This is a genomic window from Pseudomonas sp. SORT22, from assembly GCF_018417635.1.
Classification (GTDB): domain Bacteria; phylum Pseudomonadota; class Gammaproteobacteria; order Pseudomonadales; family Pseudomonadaceae; genus Aquipseudomonas.
The window spans coordinates 4,155,001-4,173,749 of sequence record NZ_CP071007.1 but is presented as its reverse complement, the minus strand read 5'-3'; the positions used below and the strand labels follow the sequence as shown (position 1 = coordinate 4,173,749).

Here is an 18,749-nt window from a genome sequence, read left to right as displayed (position 1 = left end):
GCAGCGGCCCGGGCCCGACCCTCGCCGCACCCCGTAAGCTAATAGTTGAGGTGAACCCCATGATGAAAGGTGGCATGGCCGGCCTGATGAAGCAGGCCCAGCAGATGCAGGAAAAAATGGCCAAGATGCAGGAAGAACTGGCCAACGCCGAAGTGACTGGCCAATCCGGTGCCGGTCTGGTCAGCGTGGTGATGACCGGTCGTCACGACGTCAAGCGCATCAGCCTGGACGACAGCCTGATGCAGGAAGACAAGGAAGTGCTCGAAGACCTGATCGCCGCCGCCGTCAACGACGCGGTGCGCAAGGTCGAAGCCAACAGCCAGGAAAAAATGGGCGGCATGACCGCCGGCATGCAGTTGCCGCCGGGCTTCAAGATGCCGTTCTGAGGCGGTCGCAGCGTAAATAAAAGCCAGGCTATTGCCTGGCTTTTTTCTGCTCAGTCATAACTCATCAGAAATGTCGCCCGGCCTGGCGCGGAGCCTGGGGTTACCCGGGATGCGGTCTGCACATACTGCGCGAGCAGGGGGATGCGATGCGTTACCGGGCCTGCTCCGACCGTACCGCCCGGTTGCCGGGTGCCCAGCACGATCGGGGTGTTGTCGCTACGCAACAAGCGAATGCCGATGCCACGTGCAGTAGCGTGACTGGCCAGGCTGATGATGGAGGTCTGGTTGCCCGGGTTGCTGGCGTCGCTGACGGTATAGCTGACGTTGAGGCGGCTGCCGCTACTGCCGCCGGCACAGTTGAGGCGGATTTCAAGTGGCTGGGGTGCGGTAGCCTTGCCAACAGCGTCGAAGAACCCTGCTGGATGATCCCGCAGGTTAACGGGGATGGTTTTCGAACCGGGGTCGACGGCGCAGGTGGGATCGGCCGAAACAACCTCTACTCGGGTTTGCACCATCGTCAGCCTGGCGGTATTGGCCGGGATATGATGCGGCTCAAAGGTGTGGCTAATGATTGTCTGAGGGAAAAACAGCACCCCACTGGTTACCGGTCCGGTCTTGATCAACTGCAGTCTGTACCAAGGGGTTACGTCGGTAGTGCCGGCAGGATGTCTGGTAGTAGGAACCGGCCAGCGGTAAAAACGACTGGCGCCGGCTTCGGAACCGGTGATCTTGATACCGATACCCTCCAGGTTGGTTTGATGAATGCCCTCACCGATGTGAGTGAAGCCCTGGGTAAAGCCGGCGCGCTGCTCATGGGCGGCTGAGCAACGGTAGGCCATGCGTGTCGCGAACCGGGTGTTGCTGTCATAAATCACCGTGCCGACCGGGTCTGCGGCAGACACCGTCAGTCTCGAGTCTACGGTGATGTAAGCCTGGGACGGGCCTGCGCCGATATGCTGGCAGCTGGCGGTACTGATTGCGCAGTGGGCCAGCAGCAACAATCCTGTAGCGCCGGCGAGGCGCGCGGGTAGAGAACAAAACATGGGCAGGTCTCGGCGGGTCAAGGGTGGGCTGGGGGTGCGAGGCAAACGGAGTGAATGTTCTGTGGTGCAGCGTTCGCGGCTTTTTTCGTGGCGGCGGGCAGGGCATAGGTAATTCGGCAGTTGCCTGCCAGGCCGCTGTCCCAGCGCACGATCAACTCACCTGCATCCTGCAGGCCGCGGGCAAACAATTGGCTACCCTGGCCCACCGCGCCCAGCTCGTTACCTTGGCTATCCAGCACTGCGGCGCCAAACGGCAGCGGCTGGCCATCGGCCTGGCGGGCATGGATGACGGCCGAACGTCCGGAGCGGGTCTGGAACACCAGCAACGCAATGGCGCCGGCGCGCGGCACGGTCTGCTGGCTGCTCGATTGCAGCTCGACATCGGTCGACAAGCCCTTGGGGTCAATGGCAACCGTATTGCGTTGGTAAGGCGTAAGGTTCGGGACGACCGCGTAGCCGCTGCTGTCGACTTTCAGCGCGGACGCCGAAATCACCCGAGCGCCATCGGCATCTTTGGCCTGAATCAACCCGAAGGTCTCACTCAAGGGTTGCGACAAGGTCATGCCATCGGCGTGGGCGACAATGGCGCCGCGCAGGCCGAGCGAGGCTTGTGAGGTATGCCGGCCCTGACTGATCGATGCACTGAGTTCGGCGGCAGAGCCGCGGTACAGTACGTTGCTGCTCAGCGTATGGTTGTTCAGGCCATCGGAGCGATCCTGGCTGGCGGTGATGCCATAGTTGACCTGCTGATCGACACTGAGGGCGCCGGTGAGCGTGGCCTGGGCCCGGCTGTTGCCTCTGCCGTCCCTGGAAATACTGCTGCTGAGGCTACGCGCGCGTTCGCCGCCCAGGGGCAGGGACAAGCTCAGGAAATAGGTGTTGTCGGCGCGCCCGAAGCGGTCACGTTCCCTGGTGCTGCTGAGGGTATAGCCCAGCGTCTTGTAGTGATTGCTGTAGCCGATCGAATAGTTGACGTCGCTGCCGGCATGGTCCCAATAGCTGGATGCCGAGGCACTCAAGTGCAACTGTCCATAGTGCTCGGCCAGCGGTTGCGCCAGCGACAGGGTAGTGCGATTGCGATGACGCTGGTGGCGCTGATCGCCTGCATCGCGCAGGAACTGGCGGCTCAACTGGGCGTCTTCCAGGCCATAAAAGCCGCGGGTCGAGTAGCGATAGGTCGCCAGAGCGATTTGTGTGTCGGTTTCACTCAGGGTCTTGGCATAGCTCAGGCGCAGGCTCTGGCCTTGCTGGCTGCCGAGCCCGGGCAGATGGGTGCGGGCCTGGGTGAGGTCGGCGCCGAACGCACCAAGCTCGGTGTTCAGGCTGCCACCGAACAAGGCCGAGCCATACCCTGATGCCAGGGTCATGCCGCTGTAGGTGCTGACCAGGTTGTTCAGGCCATATTGCCAGGTACCTTCGACAAATACCGGGTCACTGTCCAGTGCCTGGTTACGCAGGGTACCCAGGGTTGCACTGAAGCGGCTGGAGCCGGCACGCAAGGATAACGGAACAGCAGCGTAAGGCACGGAGAAGCTATGTTCGCGGCCGTCGGCCTCGGTTACCGTGACCTCCAGATCGCCACCGTAGCCGGTTGCATACAAATCATCGATTTCGAAGGCGCCTGGCGCCACAGTGGTTTCATGCAGGGTCACGCCGCGTTGGCGGACCACTACCCGGGCATTACTGCTGGCAATCCCGCGGACTACGGGGGCATAGCCGCGCTGCGAGGCGGGGAGCATACGATTGTCGCTGGCCAGGCGTATGCCGGTGAAACTCAATGAGTCGAACAGCTCGCCCGAGGTGTAGCTTTCGCCCAGGGTCAGTTGCGAGCGCCAGGGCGTGATATCGCGTTGGGCATAGCTGGCAATGCTCTGATAGCGGTGCTGGCCCTGGTCGCTCCAGTTCAGTGAACCGTCATGACGCAGGCGCCATGGCCCGATGTTGAGCCCGGCCCCCAAGCCCAGGTAGGTCTGGCGCGAATTATCCTGATTGCGGTGCCGGGTGCTGTAGTTGTTGAGATTGTAATTGAGAAAACCCGCCGTTATGCCCTCATCCCATTGCGCCGGGTCGACTGTTTCACGCGCACTGCGCTTGACCGCGATTTGCGGTACCGACAGGTACAGGCGTTGGCTGGCAAAATCCAGGCGGCTGCTGGCATCGTCAAGTGCGCCGTCCAGGGGGATGCAGGTATCGACGGCAAGCAGCTGCTGTTGCGCCTGCGGGCTGAACTTGCTGGTATCCAGGCCCAGACGCTCCAGCAAAGCGTTGTCGAAACAGGCCAGGGCTTCTTCTTTACCGGGCCAGGCCTTGAAGCTGAGGTTCATGCGCCCGTGCCAGTTATCGTTGACCAGCACATCCACGCTGTAGGTTCCGGGGCTTGTGATGTTGCGCCGCTGATAGCGCGAGAGGTCCACGGGGGAGGTACTACCGTTGCCCAAAAACGCCGGTTCAAACTCGACAAGTGCGGACGAAGGTGTGTCGGCCATGGCCGGTACTTGCCAAAGCAACAGACTGGCCAGGCCAACGGGTAATCGGCTTACTAACGAAGCTGAGCTTTTTCGATGCGAGCGAAAGTGCAATAACATTATCGTCATTTTCAGAAGTGCCAATAGTAAACCTGGGCACGCACGAAGACTTCGAGACCGCCCGGAGTGTCAGATAAGGAGTAAGGCTATGGGCTGGGTGTAGTAGCCGTCACTGCACTTAGGGGCGCGCTATTGTTATGGCCTGCGCCATAATCATTAATGCTGGTAAAGTTGATGGTTGCGCTTGGATTAATAGGTGCCGAAGGGCTGAAGTGTGCGAGCGAATAAGGTGCAATATAGCCGGTGCCCAAGGACGTCGACTGGCCGTTGAATTCGACTTTTATTCCCCCGAGATTGACAAAGTAGGCCGTTGGGTTGCGGCCAACCAGCGTGTGCGGCTTGCCGTCCTGGCCAGGCGCTCGGTGCCAGGTTACCAGGGCGGGTGCGTCCTCGGGCTTGCCTGGCAGGCCTTGTGGGCGGTACAGCAGCTTGATGCGGGTACGAAAGGCCAGTTGCAGGACGTTGCTGTCTTTGGCTTTTGGGGGGACTTCTAACATGTTGAACCAGAAGATTGACTCTCGATCACTGGCCATCGGGCTGCCGGTGTGCAACAGGCGAATACTCTGCCCTTGAGCAGGTTCGATGCGGGCCAGCGCCGGCGTTACGGTAAAGGGGACCTGTAGAGTCTCGGGTGCTGCTCGGGAATCGCCATCGTCTACCCAGACCTGAACCAGGCTGGGGTCTTTGCCATTGTTGAGGAGGTTGACGGTAGCCTCGCGCTCTTGTGCCGCAAAGATGATACGGGTGCCGGTAATTACAACGCTGGCATGCGCGGGTGCGCTGGCCGCCAGTAGCGCGAGGGCAGCCAGCAGGAAGGAAGAAAAGCGAGTCATGAAAGCGATATCCGACCTGATTGGGGGTAGCAGACGCGCAAGGCGCGCCTGCTGGTTCATTACGGCAGATTGATCACGTACTGAACGCGGGAGTTGGCGGCACCCGGGGTGACCGCTGCGGCGGAAGCGTAGTACTGGCTGGTGTAGCGCAGGGTCGCAGCGCCATCTACCAGTTCTACGGGGACAGTGTTTTGGCCACCGCTTACCCCGCCGATAATGATCGGAATGCCCGCCTGGTTGAGCAGTTGGTACTGCACGCCAGTTGCGCTGGTAGGACCGGCATCCATGTTCAGTCGGCCGTTCTGCACATTGGCGCCGCCCAGGAACTCGATGTCCACTTGGCCGCTGGTGCCAGCGACACAGTTGGTCAGGGAGATCTCGAAGGGGCGAGGTTGGGCGATACTGCCGACAGTAGTGAATTCGGTGGTATGCGCCGGGCTCATGGCAACAGTGAAGTTCTGGCCGCCAGGGCCGCCGTTGATGGTGCAAGTGGTGCCCGAGATGCTGCCGGTGAAATCGATCAGGCCATCAGTTGCCTGGGCATTGAGGGTGACGCCAGCCAACAGAGGTAAGGACAGGGCAAGAGCGAAAATGCGTGTGTTCATTTTTTTTCCAACTGGATTAATTAAGATTGCGCGTTGATAAGTAAAATGAGGTGTTGCATAGACATATTTACTTGCTTTTGAGCGCCAGGAAATTATGCGGATTATTTGTTTGGCTGGATGTAGGAAGAAGGGTGGTGATGGCGGAGGGAACTTAGCCGGGTATTGTAAGATTGGGTGTTTATAGAAAGGAGTGAGGCAGGAAGTGTGAGAAAGGGGGTGGTATGCTTTATGTGATGTAGGCAATATTACTGTTAGCGTGAAAGAAACATTAGCTTCTTACGCGGCTAGTCTAATGTCTGTAAGATTTGACGTTGCCCAGTCGGGCAGGTATAAACCGCCTTCACTTGCATCAAGGCCTTTTCCCATGAGTTTCAGTCCTCTTATCCGACAGCTGATCGACGCGTTGCGCATCTTGCCTGGCGTCGGACAGAAAACCGCCCAGCGCATGGCCTTGCAGCTACTTGAGCGCGATCGCAGTGGCGGTACCCGGCTGGCCCAGGCCTTGAACCAGGCCATGGAAGGGGTGGGGCATTGCCGCCAGTGCCGGACCCTGACCGAGCAGGAGCTGTGCCCGCAGTGTTCCGACACGCGCCGGGACGACACGCTGCTGTGCGTGGTAGAAGGGCCGATGGATGTCTATGCCGTCGAGCAGACCGGCTACCGTGGCCGTTACTTCGTGCTCAAAGGGCACCTGTCGCCGCTTGATGGCCTGGGCCCGGAAGCCATCGGCATTCCGCAACTGATGGCGCGGATCGAGGAGCAGGGCAGCTTCACCGAAGTAATCCTGGCCACCAACCCGACGGTGGAAGGTGAAGCGACCGCCCATTACATCGCCCAGTTGCTGGCCGACAAAGGTCTGGTCGCGTCTCGTATCGCCCACGGTGTGCCATTGGGCGGTGAGCTGGAGCTGGTCGACGGCGGCACCCTGGCGCATTCGTTCGCCGGGCGCAAACCGATCTCGCTGTAACCCTGGGTCTTTAATCGCGGGGCAAGCCCGCTCCCACAGAACCTTAGCCTGTGGGAGCGGGCTTGCCCCGCGATGCTGTCAATACTCGCTCAGCGAGAACTCGGTCAGGCAGAAGGTCGGCACACCCACGTCGTTCAGGCGCTGCGAGCCGCCCAGCTCCGGCAGATCGATGATCGCCGCCGCCTCATATACCTGCGCGCCCATGCGCCGTACCAGTTTGGTGGCGGCCAGCAGGGTGCCGCCGGTGGCGATCAGGTCATCAAAAATCAGTACCGAGTCGCCTTCGCAGAGGCTGTCGGCGTGCACTTCGAGGAAGGCTTCGCCGTACTCGGTCTGGTAGCCCTCGGCGAGCACGTCGGCCGGCAGCTTGCCTTGCTTGCGAAACAGGATCAGGGGTTTGTTCAACTGGTGGGCGATGATCGAGCCGATCAGAAAGCCGCGCGCATCCATCGCGCCGATATGGCTGAACTCGGTTTCAACATAGCGTTCGATAAAGGCATCGGCGACATGGCGCAGGCCCCGCGGCGACTGGAACAGCGGGGTGATGTCGCGAAAGATCACGCCCGGCTTGGGGAAGTCCGGTACGGGGCGGATCAGGGCTTTGAGGTCGAAAGTGGCGCTGGGCATGGGCGGGTATCCTGAGAAACGAATGCCCGCCAGTATACCTGTTATCCGCGGGGTCAGCTTTCCAGCGAACCACCGGCCAGGGCGCACAGCTGAATCGGGTCTAGGATATGGATTTCCTTGCCCTCGGCCTGGATCAGGCCGTTCTGCTGAAAGCGCGTGAACACCCGTGAGACGGTCTCGACCGCCAGGCCCAGGTAATTGCCGATTTCGTTGCGTGACATGCTCAGGCGGAACTGGTTGGCCGAGTAACCACGGGCGCGGAAGCGCGCCGAAAGGTTGACCAGGAAGGTGGCGATGCGCTCGTCAGCGGTCTTTTTCGACAGCAGCAGCATCATTTGCTGGTCGTCGCGGATTTCCCGGCTCATCACCCGCATCAGCTGGCGACGCAGCTGTGGCAGTTGCACCGACAGCTCATCCAGGCGCTCGAAAGGAATCTCGCACACCGAGGTGGTTTCCTGGGCCTGGGCCGACACCGGGTAGGCTTCGGTGTCCATGCCGGACAGGCCGACCAGTTCGCTGGGCAGGTGGAAGCCGGTGATCTGCTCTTCGCCGCTGTCGCTCAGGCTGAAGGTTTTCAGGGCGCCGGAGCGCACCGCATAGACCGAGCCAAAATTGTCGCCCTGGCGGAACAGAAACTCGCCTTTTTTCAGCGGACGCCCGCGTTTGACGATTTCATCCAGTGCATCCATGTCTTCCAAGTTCAATGACAAGGGCAGGCACAGAGGCGCCAGGCTGCAATCCTTGCAATGGGCCTGGTTATGGGGGCGCAGTTTAACTGGCTCGGACATTTCTTCAATCCTTGTGGGAAAGCACACATAAGCCGTAAGGGTAACCCAGGCTAGGGTGTTTCGGCCAGCTTGGACGATTGTGCCGAGGCCAGACGGGACAAGACTGCGACAAAAAACCTCAGATAACCCGGGAGAAACGTTGGCGGTTGTGCAGGTCCAGGTAGGCATCGAACACCATGCACACCGATCGCACCAGCAGTCGTCCGGCGGGCAGCACCTTGATGCTGTCGTTGCCTAGTTCGATCAGGCCATCCTTGTGCATGGCCTGCAGGGCGGGCCACTGGTCGTTGAAATAGCCGCGAAAGTCAATGGTGAAATCCCGCTCGATGGTTGCGAAGTCCAGTTCGAAATGGCAGATCAATTGCTGGATCACCGCCCGGCGCAGGCGGTCATCCTCGCTGCAGATCAAGCCGCGGCTGGTCGCCAGTTGAGCGGTGGACAAGGTGTCCTGGTAGGTGTTGAGGTCGCTGCTGTTCTGGCAATAGAGGTCGCCGATCTGGCTGATGGCCGAGACCCCCAGGCCAATCAGGTCGCAATGCCCGTGGGTGGTGTAGCCCTGGAAGTTGCGCTGCAGGGTCGACTCTTCCTGGGCAATCGCCAGCTCGTCATCGGGCAGGGCGAAGTGGTCCATGCCGATGTACACGTAGCCAGCGGCGGTCAGTTGCTCGATGGTGTTGTGGAGCATTTCCAGTTTTGCCGCCGGGGCCGGCAGCTCGTTGCTGTCGATGCGCCGCTGGGGCATGAAGCGTTCCGGCAGGTGCGCATAGTTGAACACCGAGAGGCGATCGGGCTGCAGCTTGATCACTTCCTCGACGGTGCGGGCAAAACCTTCCGGGGTCTGCTTGGGCAGGCCGTAGATCAGGTCGAGGTTGATCGAGCGAAATTGCAGGGTGCGCGCCGCTTCGATGATCGCCCGGGTCTGCTCCAGGCTCTGCAGGCGGTTGATCGCCCGCTGCACAACCGGGTCGAGGTCCTGCACGCCGAGGCTGACGCGGTTGAAGCCGAGCTCACGGAGCAGGCCCATGGTCGACCAGTCGGCCTCGCGCGGGTCGATTTCAATGCCGTAGTCGCCGGAGTCGTCATCCAGCAGGTTGAAATGCTGGCGCAAGTGGGCCATCAGCTGGCGCAGCTCGACGTGGCTGAGGAAGGTCGGGGTGCCGCCGCCAAAGTGCAACTGCTCGACGGTCTGCTTGGGGTCCAGGTGGCAGGCGATCAGCTGGATTTCCTGCTCCAGGCGCTGCAGGTAGGGCGCGGCGCGGCCACGGTCCTTGGTGATGACCTTGTTGCAGGCGCAGTAGTAGCAGATGTTGGCGCAGAACGGCACGTGCACATAGATCGACAGTGGGCGAACGGCACGACGGCTGTCACGCAGGGCGTGCAGCAGGTCGAAGGAGCCGACTTCGCTGTGCAGTTGCACCGCGGTCGGGTAGGAGGTGTAGCGTGGGCCGGCCAGGTCGTAGCGGCGAATCAGGTCGGAGTCCCAACGAAGAACGTCGAGCATGCGGGCAGTCCCCAGAAAGAGCAGCAGTGTCCGGAGTCTAGGGAGTGCCGGGCAAACCCGTGTTGATTTGTATCAACGCCGCTTCAGTGGCCCATCAGCCAGTGCTGGTGTGGCCCTGGCAGGGTCCACAGGCCAAACAGCATCACCAGCACGCCGCCGGCAATACGCACGCCCCGCTGGCGCAGCAGGGCGCTGGTGCGTTCGGCGGCAAGGCCGGTGGCCAGCAGTACCGGCCAGGTGCCCAGGCCGAAGGCCAGCATCAACAGCGCGCTGTCGGCGGCATTGCCCTGGCTCGCAGCCCAGAGCAGGGTGCTGTACACCAGCCCGCACGGCAGCCAGCCCCACAGGGCGCCCAGCAGCAGGGCGCGCGGCAGGCTGGAGACCGGCAGCAGGCGGTTGGCCAGCGGCTGTATATGCCGCCACAGGCCCCGGCCCAGGCCCTCGATACGGGTCAGGCCGCTCCACCAGCCGGCCAGGTACAGGCCCATGCTGATCAGCAGCAGCGCCGCCAGTACGCGCATGGCGGTCGCCACCGGGCTGTTGGCCACCGCCCAGCCGGCCAGGCCGAGCAGCAGGCCGGCCAGGGCATAACTGAGGATGCGCCCCAGGTTGTAGGCCAGCAACAGGCGAAAGCGGCGGCTGCGTTGCTCCTTGGGAATGGCCAGGGTCAGCGCGCCCATGAGGCCGCCGCACATGCCCAGGCAATGGCCACCACCGAGCAGGCCGAGAATCAACGCCGAGCTGAGCAGGGGCAGAAGTTCAGTCACGGGGCGGGGTACCGTCGTCGGGTTTCTTGCCGTCGGCCTCGTCCATGGCCGCCTGGTGCTGCGGGTCCTGGTCGTCGAAGAGGATGCTGTGGGCCGGGCCGTCGAGGTCGTCGTACTGGCCGCTGTCCACCGCCCAGAAGAAGATGTAGATGGCGATGGCGACGATCAGCAGGGCCGCCGGGATCATGATGTAAAGCGCGGGCATGGGGGCTCCTGGTCAGGCCGTCGCGGGATGCGTGGCAGTGGCTGGCGCATGGCTGGCCGGCAGGCCGCTGACGCGGGTCAGGCGCAGGGCATTGAGGACCACGATCAGCGAACTGACCGACATGCCGACCGCCGCCCAGATTGGCGTGATCCAGCCCAGTGCGGCAAACGGCAGCATGACGCCATTATACGCCGAGGCCCACAGCAGGTTCTCGATAATGATCCGCCGGGTGCGCCGGGCCAGGCTGAAGGCCTGGACCAGGGCGTCCAGGCGGTTGGACAGCAGCACCGCGTCGGCGCTGGTCTTGGCCAGGTCGGTGGCCGAGCCCATGGCGATGCTGATGTCGGCCGCCGCCAGGATTGGCACATCGTTGACCCCGTCGCCGAGCATCAATACCTTGCGCCCTTGCTGCTGCAGGGCCTTGAGTTGCTCCAGCTTGTCGTCCGGGCGCAGGCTGCCAATGGCCTGGTCGATCTGCAGTTCGGCGGCCACGCTGTGGACCATCGGCGAGCTGTCGCCAGACAGCAGCAGGGTCTGCCAGCCACGGGCGCGGCAGGCCGCCAGCAGGTCGGCGGCATCGCTGCGCAGGCGGTCGTCGAGGACGAACCAGGCCAGCGGGCCTTGCTGGTCACCGAGCAACAGCCATTGCCCGGCTTCGTCTGGCATCGCCGGTGTGGGGGCGCCGCTGAGGGCGCAGACAAAGCCGGCTTCGCCGATGCGCAGCACGTGCTCGCCTACCTTGCCTTCAAGACCCAGCCCGGGCATTGCCTGAACTTCGTCGGCAGCCTGGCTGGCGCGGCCAAAGGCGCGGGCGATGGGGTGCTCGGAGCGGTTTTCGAGGGCGGCGGCGAGCATCAGGCAACGATCGGCGTCGGTGTCGCGCAAGGGGCGGATTGCGCGCAAGGTCAGGCGGCCTTCGGTGAGGGTGCCGGTCTTGTCGAAGATTACCGTGTCGATCTGGTTCAGGCCTTCCAGCACGTGGCCGCGGGTCAGCAGCAGGCCGAGCTTGTGCAGGGTGCCGGTGGCGGCGGTCAGCGCGGTCGGGGTGGCCAGCGACAGGGCGCAGGGGCAGGTAGCGACCAGCATGGCCAGGACGATCCAGAACGCCCGCGACGGGTCGATCTGCCACCACAGCAGGCCGATGGCGGCCGAGGCGATCAGGGTAAACAACAAGAACCACTGCGAGGCGCGGTCGGCGATTTCCGCCAGGCGCGGTTTTTCCGACTGTGCCCGCTCCAGCAGGCGCACGATCGCCGACAGGCGAGTGTCCTGGCCCAGAGCCTGGACCTCGACGGTCAGCGCGCTCTCGACGTTGAGGGTGCCGGCGGTGACTGCGTCGCCAGCGCTGCGTGGTTGCGGCAGGTACTCGCCGGTAAGCAGCGACTCGTCGATGCTCGACTGGCCACTGACGATGCGCCCGTCGGCGGGGATCACGTGGCCTGGCTGGATCAACACGCAGTCTTTGAGGCGCAGTTCGCTGAGCAGGATCCGCTCGCTCTGCCCGGCCGCGCCCAGGCGCAGGCACGAGGCCGGCAGCAGGTTGACCAGTTGCGCGGTAGCGGCGGCAGTGCGCTCGCGGGCGCGGCGCTCAAGGTAGCGTCCGGCGAGCAGGAACAGGGCGAACATGCCCACGGCGTCGAAGTACAGCTCGCCGCTGCCGGTGATTGCGGTCCAGATCCCGGCACCGTAGGCCAGGCCGATGGCCAGCGATACCGAGACGTCCATGGTCAGGTGGCGGGTACGCAGGTCGCGGGCGGCGCCGCGAAAAAACGGTGCGCAGCTGTAGAACACGATCGGCGTGGTAAGGAACATCGCCACCCAGCGCAGGATGGTGTGCAGCTCCGGGCTCAGGTCGATGTTGAACTCCGGCCAGGTGGCCATGGTTGCCATCATCGCCTGGAACCACAGCAACCCGGCCACGCCCAGTTGGCGCAGGGCGGTGCGGTTCTCGCTGGCCAGTTGTTCGGCGGCGCGGTCGGCCTGGTAGGGGTGGGCGGCGTAGCCGATGTGGCGCAGCTCGGCGAGCAGCTTGGACAGCGGCAACGCACTGTCGGCCCAGCTCACCTGCAGGCGGTGGTTGGACAGGTTCAAACGCGCCTCGGCCACCGCCGGCAGGTTGCGCAGGTGCTTTTCGATCAGCCAGCCGCAAGCGGCGCAACTGATGCCTTCGATCAGCAGGGTGGTTTCGGCCAGCTCGCCGCTGTGGCGCACGAAGGGCTTTTGCACATCGGCGCGGTCGTACAGGGCCAGTTCGTCGACCAGTTGCTGGGGCAGGGCATCGGGGTTGGCGCTGGCTTCACTGCGGTGCTGGTAATAGCTTTCCAGGTTGCCGGCGACGATGGCTTCGGCCACCGCCTGGCAGCCCGGACAGCAAAACGCCCGCGGCTGGCCAAGCACCACGGCGGTGAAGTGGCTGCCGGCGGGCACGGGCAGGGCGCAGTGGTAGCAGGGCGTGGGGCTGGTCATGGTGTCAGTCGCAAGGTGTGGTGTTGGGCTGATCGCGGGTCAAGCCCGCTCCCACAGGGATTCATTGCACCTGTGGGAGCGGGCTTGCCCCGCGATCAGCAACGACTTATTTCTCGAGGTGTTCAGCCCCTTGCAGCGCCTCGTCACCGAGTACCAGGGTCTTGTCGTGAGCGACTTCCTCTTCTTCGAACAGGCGCCAGACATGCGCGTCCTGGCTGCCCAGCAGCTCGACGAAACGCCGGCCCTCGACCTTGTCGCCAAGCTGGCCGAGGTAGCGGCCGGCTTCGCTGTCGCTGCGGGTCAGCATGATCTTGCGGTCCTTCTCCGGCTGGGTCGGCGAAATGAGGTTCAGCTCCAGGGTTTGCGGCTGGCTGTTGCCGGTCAGGCGCAGGTCGACTTCACCGGTCAGCGCGTCCAGGTGCACGCTGGCCTTGAGGTTGAGGGTCTGGGCCAGCAGCTCGCGGTCCAGCGAGCGGTTGATGCCTTTGCCGGCCTCGTAGTAGTTGTCGTTGACCAGGTTGTCCGGGTTGTTCACCGCGATGGTCACCATGGTCAGGCTGAGGGTCACCGAGGTGGCCAATACACCGATGATGATCCACGGCCAGAGGTGCTTGTACCAGGGGCTTGCGGCAGTTGCAGAAGGCATGGGCTCAGTCTCTTATCGAATTTGCGGGCCGATGAAGCGGCTCTTGGCTTCAACCTGGGTGGCGCTGTCGTCAGCGTCCTTGAGGGTGAAGATGACTTCGTTGGTGGTCGACGGCAGTTGCTCCGGCGCCATCGACAGTTGTACCGGCAGGCTGACGATATCGCCGGCCGCGACGCGGATTTCCCGTGCGCCCTCAAGCTTGAGGTCAGGCAGGCCGCCGGCTTCGAGCACGTAGACGTGGTCGCGCTGGTCCTTGTTCATGACCTTCAGGCTGTAGACGTTCTCGATCCGCCCCTGGGCGTTCTCGCGGTACAGCACGCGGTCCTTGCTGACGTCGAAACCGACCAGCGGACGCATGACGAACGCGGTAGTGAGCAGGCCGATCATGGTCAACAGCACCACGGCATAACCGATCAGGCGCGGGCGCACCATGTGGGTCTTTTGCCCCGACAGGTTGTGCTCGGTGGTGTAGCTGATCAGGCCTTTGGGGTAGTTCATCTTGTCCATGATGGTGTCGCAGGCGTCGATGCAGGCGGCGCAGCCGATGCACTCGATCTGCAGGCCGTCACGGATGTCGATGCCGGTCGGGCACACCTGTACACACATGGTGCAGTCGATGCAGTCGCCCAGGCCCTTGGCCTTGTAGTCCAGGTCTTTTTTACGCGGGCCACGGGTTTCGCCGCGGCGCGGGTCGTAGGAAACGATCAGGGTGTCTTTGTCGAACATCACGCTCTGGAAGCGTGCATACGGGCACATGTACACGCACACTTGCTCGCGCAGCCAGCCGGCGTTGCCGTAGGTGGCCAGGGTGAAGAAGCCGACCCAGAAATAGGCCCAGCCGTCGGCCTGGCCGGTAAAGAACTCAATCACCAGCTCGCGGATCGGCGAGAAGTAGCCGACGAAAGTCATGCCGGTGACAAAGCCGATGCTCAGCCACAGGCTGTGCTTGGCCAGCTTGCGCAGGAATTTGTTGCCGCTCATTGGCGCCTTGTCGAGCTTCATGCGCTGGTTGCGGTCACCTTCGGTGACTTTCTCGCACCACATGAAGATCCAGGTCCACACGCTTTGCGGGCAGGTGTAGCCGCACCAGACGCGGCCGGCGTAAACGGTGATGAAGAACAGGCCGAAGGCGGCGACGATCAGCAGGCCCGAGAGCAGGATGAAGTCCTGAGGCCAGATGGTGGTGCCGAAAATGTAGAACTTGCGCTCCGGCAGGTTCCACCAGACGGCCTGGTGGCCGCCCCAGTTCAGCCATACCGTACCAAAGTACAGCAGGAACAGGACGGCGCCGCCGACCATGCGCAAGTTGCGGAACACGCCGGTGAAGGCGCGGGTGTAGATTTTTTCTCGGGAGGCGTAGAGATCGACGCTGCTGGTGTCTTTACTGGCAGGCGGGGTGACGTCATGTACCGGAATCTGCTTGCTCATCATTGAGTCCCACGGCAGTGGAGAAGTGCCGCGGCCAGTACCTGCCGGCCGCAGTCGAAAGCTTGCTGCTCTAGGGCGCATGATACGCCTGTCCTGCCGCCAGGGGGGAGGGGTGCGACCTTTGGCCGCGTTGGGGAATCGCGGTTAATAGTGTATTGGCCCGTGTCAATTGACACAGGTCATGGGACGGGACAGGGTCTATAAAAAAGCCCCGGCAGTTTCACTGACGGGGCTTTTGCCAGCTGGGCGAATTACTGCGCTTCAGCGGTTTTCTCAGGCTGGTGCGACAGGCTGTAGACATAGGCGGCCAGCAGGTGGACCTTGTCGTTGCCCTGGATTGCTTCCTGGGCAGGCATCTGGCCCTGGCGGCCGTAACGGATGGTCTGCTGCAGTTGGGCGAAGCTCGAACCGTAGATGAACGCGGTCGGGTGGGTCAGGTTGGGCGCGCCCATGGCCGGGGTGCCCTTGCCTTCAGGGCCGTGGCAGGCCACGCAGTTGGCGGCAAACAGCTTCTGGCCGTTGGCCGGATCCGCTTTGGCATCCTTGGGCAGGGTGCGGCCATCGAGGTTGGTCAGCACGTAGGCAGCAACGTCGGCAACGCCTTGTTCGCCGATGACTTCGGCCCAGGCCGGCATCACCCCGTGACGACCGCCCATGATGGTGGCCTTGATGGTTTCCGGTTCGCCGCCCCAACGCCAGTCGTTGTCGGTGAGGTTGGGGAAGCCGTAGGAGCCCTTGGCGTCGGAGCCATGGCACACCGCGCAGTTGGAGGCGAACAGGCGCCCGCCCATCTTCAGCGCTTGTGGGTCCTTGGCCACTTCTTCAATAGGCATCGACGCGAATTTGGCGAAGATCGGCCCGAACTTGGCGTCCGAGCGGGCCATTTCCTTTTCCCACTCGTGCACGCCGGTCCAGCCGGCCTGGCCGTTGGCAAACTCGGTTTTCTTGTCGTTGTCCAGGTACTGGTAGCCCGGCAGGATGCCTTTCCAGTTACCCAGGCCCGGGTACAGCACCAGGTAGCCAAGGGCGAAAACGATGGTGCCGACGAACAGCATGAACCACCATTTTGGCAGCGGGTTGTCGTACTCCTCGATGCCGTCGTAGGCGTGGCCCACGGTTTCTTCAGTGGTTTCGCTGCGCTGGCCCTTGCGGGTGGACAGCAGCAGCCAGGTCAGGGCGAAGATGGTGCCCAGACTCAAAACGGTGACGTACAGACTCCAGAAGGTAGTCATTCGTTGTTACTCCTAGACGCTTTCGCTTGCGCTTGCTCGACGTGCTTGCTGGCTTCGGGATCATCCGCGAAGGGCAGCATGGTCGCTTCGTCGAACTCGGACTTGCGCCGAGAACTGAACACCCACAACGCCAGGCCGATAAAGGCCACCATCACCACGACGGTGCCCAGGCCACGAATCATCCCGATATCCATCAATGTCACCGTTTGCTTTTGATGATGGTGCCCAGGCCTTGCAGGTAGGCAACCAGGGCGTCCATTTCAGTCTTGCCCTTGACCGCGTCGCGGGCACCGGCGATGTCTTCATCGGTGTACGGCGTGCCGAGGGTGCGCAGGACTTCCATCTTCTTCACCGTGTCCTTGCCATCGAGCTTGTTCTCCACCAGCCATGGGTAGGCCGGCATCTTCGACTCGGGCACGACGTTGCGCGGGTTGTACAGGTGAGCACGGTGCCAGTCGTCGGAGTAACGACCGCCGACGCGGGCCAGGTCCGGGCCGGTACGCTTGGAACCCCAGAGGAATGGGTGGTCCCAGACGCTTTCACCGGCGACCGAGTAGTGGCCATAGCGTTCGGTTTCGGCGCGGAACGGCCGGATCATCTGCGAGTGGCACTGCACGCAGCCTTCGCGGATATAGATGTCGCGGCCTTCGAGTTCAAGCGCGGTACGCGGCTTCATGCCCTCGACCGGCTTGTTGGTGACGTCCTGGAAGAACAGCGGGACGATCTGGGTCAGGCCGCCGATGCTCACGGCGATGACCATGAAGAAGGCCAGCAGGCCGATATTCTTCTCGACTACTTCATGCTTCATCAGTGAGCTCCAACTACAGCGATCTGAGCGGCGGCTTCAGCTTCGGCCGGCTTCGAGGCGCGCACGGTACGGAAAACGTTGTACGCCATCAGCAGCATGCCGGAGGCGAAGAACGCACCGCCCAGGGCACGGACGATAAAGCCCGGATGGCTGGCCTGCAGGGCTTCGACGAAGGAGTAGGTGAGGGTGCCGTCATCGTTGATTGCACGCCACATCAGGCCCTGGGTGATGCCGTTGACCCACATCGAGGAGATGTACAGTACGGTACCGATGGTCGCCAGCCAGAAGTGCGCATTGATCAGGCCGGTGCTGTGCATCTGCTCGCGGCCGTAGACCTTCGGAATCATGTGGTACAGGGCGCCGATCGAAATCATCGCTACCCAGCCAAGGGCGCCGGCGTGTACGTGGCCGACGGTCCAGTCGGTGTAGTGCGACAGCGAGTTGACGGTCTTGATCGCCATCATCGGACCTTCGAAGGTCGACATGCCGTAGAACGCCAGCGAAACCACGAGGAAGCGCAGGATCGGGTCGGTACGCAGCTTATGCCAGGCGCCCGAGAGGGTCATCATGCCGTTGATCATGCCGCCCCAGCTTGGCGCCAGGAGGATGATCGACATGGCCATGCCCAGCGACTGTGCCCAGTCCGGCAGGGCGGTGTAGTGCAAATGATGCGGGCCGGCCCAGATGTACAGGGTGATCAGCGCCCAGAAGTGCACGATCGACAGGCGATAGGAGTAGATCGGGCGCTCGGCCTGTTTCGGCACGAAGTAGTACATCATGCCGAGAAAGCCCGTGGTCAGGAAGAAACCTACGGCGTTGTGGCCGTACCACCACTGGATCATCGCATCGGTGGCACCCGAATACGCCGAGTAGGACTTGAACAGGCTGACCGGCAACGAGGCGTGGTTGACGATGTGCAGCATCGCGGTAACCACGATGAAGGCGCCGTAGAACCAGTTACCGACATAGATGTGCTTGGTCTTGCGCTTGACGATGGTGCCGAAGAACACCACGCCGTAGGTGACCCAGACAATGGCCAGCAAAATGGCGATCGGCCATTCCAGCTCGGCGTATTCCTTGGTCGTGGTGTAGCCCAGCGGCAAGGTAATGAGCGCACCGACGATGACCGCTTGCCAACCCCAGAAGGTGAAGGCCGCGAGGCTGTCGGAAATCAGTCGCGTCTGGCAGGTTCGCTGCACGACATAGTAGGAAGTGGCAAACAGTGCACAACCACCGAAGGCGAAGATCACCAGGTTGGTGTGCAATGGGCGAAGGCGTCCGAAGCTCGTCCACGGCAGGTCCAGGTTCAGCTGGGGCCAGACCAGTTGCGAGGCGATGAAGACACCAAGCCCCATGCCAAGGATCCCCCAGACCACCGTCATGATGGCGAACTGGCGGACGACCTTATAGTTATAAGCAGTCGGACTGATTGCTGTGCTCATTCTAAGGTTCCACGGTTTGGGTGTTTTTATAGGGTAAAAATCGGCGCAAGTATGTATAAACCGTGTGGTTATTGCAACGCGATGGCGCCCGCGCCGATCCTTGCCAAAGCCTGTTCCACGGCGGTTTCGAGCCTTTGTGGTGGGCAAATTGTACACAATTAATTATCTGGTATGTGTACCAAAATTTGATTTTTCGTCTATGGCAAAGGCTTTCGATGAGCGCGTGCGCAGTACCGTTCATCACTCGCCGATCGGCGCTTGAGTCGGCCCCATCAGCCTTTGCGCAGAACCGCTGGCGAAAAATGCCCCAAAAAGGTGCAAACACACCGGCTGTTTCAGTCGCTGTGGCAACAAGCTTAGTTGTGATCGAGGGGGGTGCAAGGCGGGGGTAGGGCGGGGTGCGACACTTGGTCGCAAGGG

18 protein-coding genes are annotated in these 18,749 nt (G+C 62.3%); 2 read left to right on the top strand and 16 right to left on the bottom strand.

The features are described from left to right. Nucleotides 1-59 precede the first annotated feature (59 nt). On the top strand, nt 60-386 hold the full coding sequence (locus tag JYG36_RS19035; RefSeq protein ID WP_010226011.1) for a YbaB/EbfC family nucleoid-associated protein: 327 nt from the start codon (nt 60-62) through the stop codon (nt 384-386). A gap of 50 nt (nt 387-436) precedes the next feature. Here JYG36_RS19035 and JYG36_RS19030 read toward each other — a convergent pair whose 3' ends face one another. The 4 genes from JYG36_RS19030 to JYG36_RS19015 form a co-directional block, all read right to left on the bottom strand. Beyond that, nucleotides 437-1,288: a fimbrial protein gene (locus JYG36_RS19030; protein WP_176794284.1), complete on the bottom strand. Its 852-nt coding sequence runs from the start codon at nt 1,286-1,288 to the stop codon at nt 437-439. Nucleotides 1,289-1,446: 158 nt separating this feature from the next. Continuing rightward, nucleotides 1,447-3,915 carry a fimbria/pilus outer membrane usher protein gene (locus JYG36_RS19025; protein WP_213602022.1) on the bottom strand — a complete coding sequence of 823 codons (2,469 nt, stop codon included), beginning with the start codon at nt 3,913-3,915 and terminating at the stop codon, nt 1,447-1,449. Between the two features lie 185 nt (nt 3,916-4,100). Next, complete coding sequence (locus tag JYG36_RS19020; protein ID WP_045200572.1) at nt 4,101-4,847, bottom strand: fimbria/pilus periplasmic chaperone; 747 nt, start codon at nt 4,845-4,847, stop codon at nt 4,101-4,103. A gap of 59 nt (nt 4,848-4,906) precedes the next feature. Next, on the bottom strand, nt 4,907-5,452 hold the full coding sequence (locus JYG36_RS19015) for a fimbrial protein (protein ID WP_045200457.1): 546 nt from the start codon (nt 5,450-5,452) through the stop codon (nt 4,907-4,909). Between the two features lie 364 nt (nt 5,453-5,816). Here JYG36_RS19015 and recR point away from each other — a divergent pair, with 364 nt between their 5' ends. Beyond that, entirely contained in the window at nt 5,817-6,419 is a 603-nt protein-coding gene (gene recR / locus JYG36_RS19010) for a recombination mediator RecR (RefSeq protein WP_045200459.1), read from the top strand. A gap of 78 nt (nt 6,420-6,497) precedes the next feature. Here recR and JYG36_RS19005 read toward each other — a convergent pair whose 3' ends face one another. The 12 genes from JYG36_RS19005 to ccoN form a co-directional block, all read right to left on the bottom strand. After that, a complete protein-coding gene (locus tag JYG36_RS19005) occupies nt 6,498-7,046 on the bottom strand; it encodes an adenine phosphoribosyltransferase (protein ID WP_045200461.1) in 549 nt (182 codons plus the stop codon). 53 nt (nt 7,047-7,099) lie between these two features. Further along, a complete protein-coding gene (fnrA, locus tag JYG36_RS19000) occupies nt 7,100-7,834 on the bottom strand; it encodes a Crp/Fnr family transcriptional regulator FnrA (RefSeq protein WP_010226003.1) in 735 nt (244 codons plus the stop codon). Between the two features lie 118 nt (nt 7,835-7,952). Next, a complete protein-coding gene (hemN, locus tag JYG36_RS18995; protein ID WP_093385431.1) occupies nt 7,953-9,335 on the bottom strand; it encodes an oxygen-independent coproporphyrinogen III oxidase in 1,383 nt (460 codons plus the stop codon). A gap of 83 nt (nt 9,336-9,418) precedes the next feature. Next, nucleotides 9,419-10,102, bottom strand: a complete 684-nt coding sequence (locus JYG36_RS18990) for a sulfite exporter TauE/SafE family protein (RefSeq protein WP_093385427.1) — start codon at nt 10,100-10,102, stop codon at nt 9,419-9,421. Further along, nucleotides 10,095-10,307 (bottom strand): cbb3-type cytochrome oxidase assembly protein CcoS, encoded by a 213-nt coding sequence (gene ccoS / locus JYG36_RS18985; protein ID WP_010225999.1) that lies wholly within the window; start codon nt 10,305-10,307, stop codon nt 10,095-10,097. Before ccoS ends, JYG36_RS18990 begins: the two co-directional genes overlap by 8 nt. A gap of 12 nt (nt 10,308-10,319) precedes the next feature. Then, nucleotides 10,320-12,773 carry a heavy metal translocating P-type ATPase gene (locus JYG36_RS18980; RefSeq protein ID WP_093385420.1) on the bottom strand — a complete coding sequence of 818 codons (2,454 nt, stop codon included), beginning with the start codon at nt 12,771-12,773 and terminating at the stop codon, nt 10,320-10,322. 106 nt (nt 12,774-12,879) lie between these two features. Continuing rightward, nucleotides 12,880-13,419, bottom strand: coding sequence for a FixH family protein (locus JYG36_RS18975; protein WP_045200468.1), 540 nt, complete (start codon nt 13,417-13,419; stop codon nt 12,880-12,882). A 12-nt stretch (nt 13,420-13,431) separates the two neighbouring features. Further along, the gene (ccoG, locus tag JYG36_RS18970; protein WP_045200470.1) at nt 13,432-14,847 is read right to left on the bottom strand and encodes a cytochrome c oxidase accessory protein CcoG; all 1,416 of its coding nucleotides are present in this window, start codon (nt 14,845-14,847) and stop codon (nt 13,432-13,434) included. Nucleotides 14,848-15,098: 251 nt separating this feature from the next. Then, a complete protein-coding gene (gene ccoP / locus JYG36_RS18965; protein ID WP_045200473.1) occupies nt 15,099-16,079 on the bottom strand; it encodes a cytochrome-c oxidase, cbb3-type subunit III in 981 nt (326 codons plus the stop codon). Beyond that, nucleotides 16,076-16,273, bottom strand: coding sequence for a CcoQ/FixQ family Cbb3-type cytochrome c oxidase assembly chaperone (locus tag JYG36_RS18960; RefSeq protein WP_010225992.1), 198 nt, complete (start codon nt 16,271-16,273; stop codon nt 16,076-16,078). The genes ccoP and JYG36_RS18960 overlap by 4 nt, the downstream gene beginning before the upstream one ends. Before the next feature lie 5 nt (nt 16,274-16,278). Further along, on the bottom strand, nt 16,279-16,887 hold the full coding sequence (gene ccoO / locus JYG36_RS18955) for a cytochrome-c oxidase, cbb3-type subunit II (protein ID WP_036994387.1): 609 nt from the start codon (nt 16,885-16,887) through the stop codon (nt 16,279-16,281). Further along, nucleotides 16,887-18,329 (bottom strand): cytochrome-c oxidase, cbb3-type subunit I, encoded by a 1,443-nt coding sequence (gene ccoN / locus JYG36_RS18950; RefSeq protein ID WP_038993873.1) that lies wholly within the window; start codon nt 18,327-18,329, stop codon nt 16,887-16,889. Before ccoN ends, ccoO begins: the two co-directional genes overlap by 1 nt. Between the last annotated feature and the right edge of the window lie 420 nt (nt 18,330-18,749).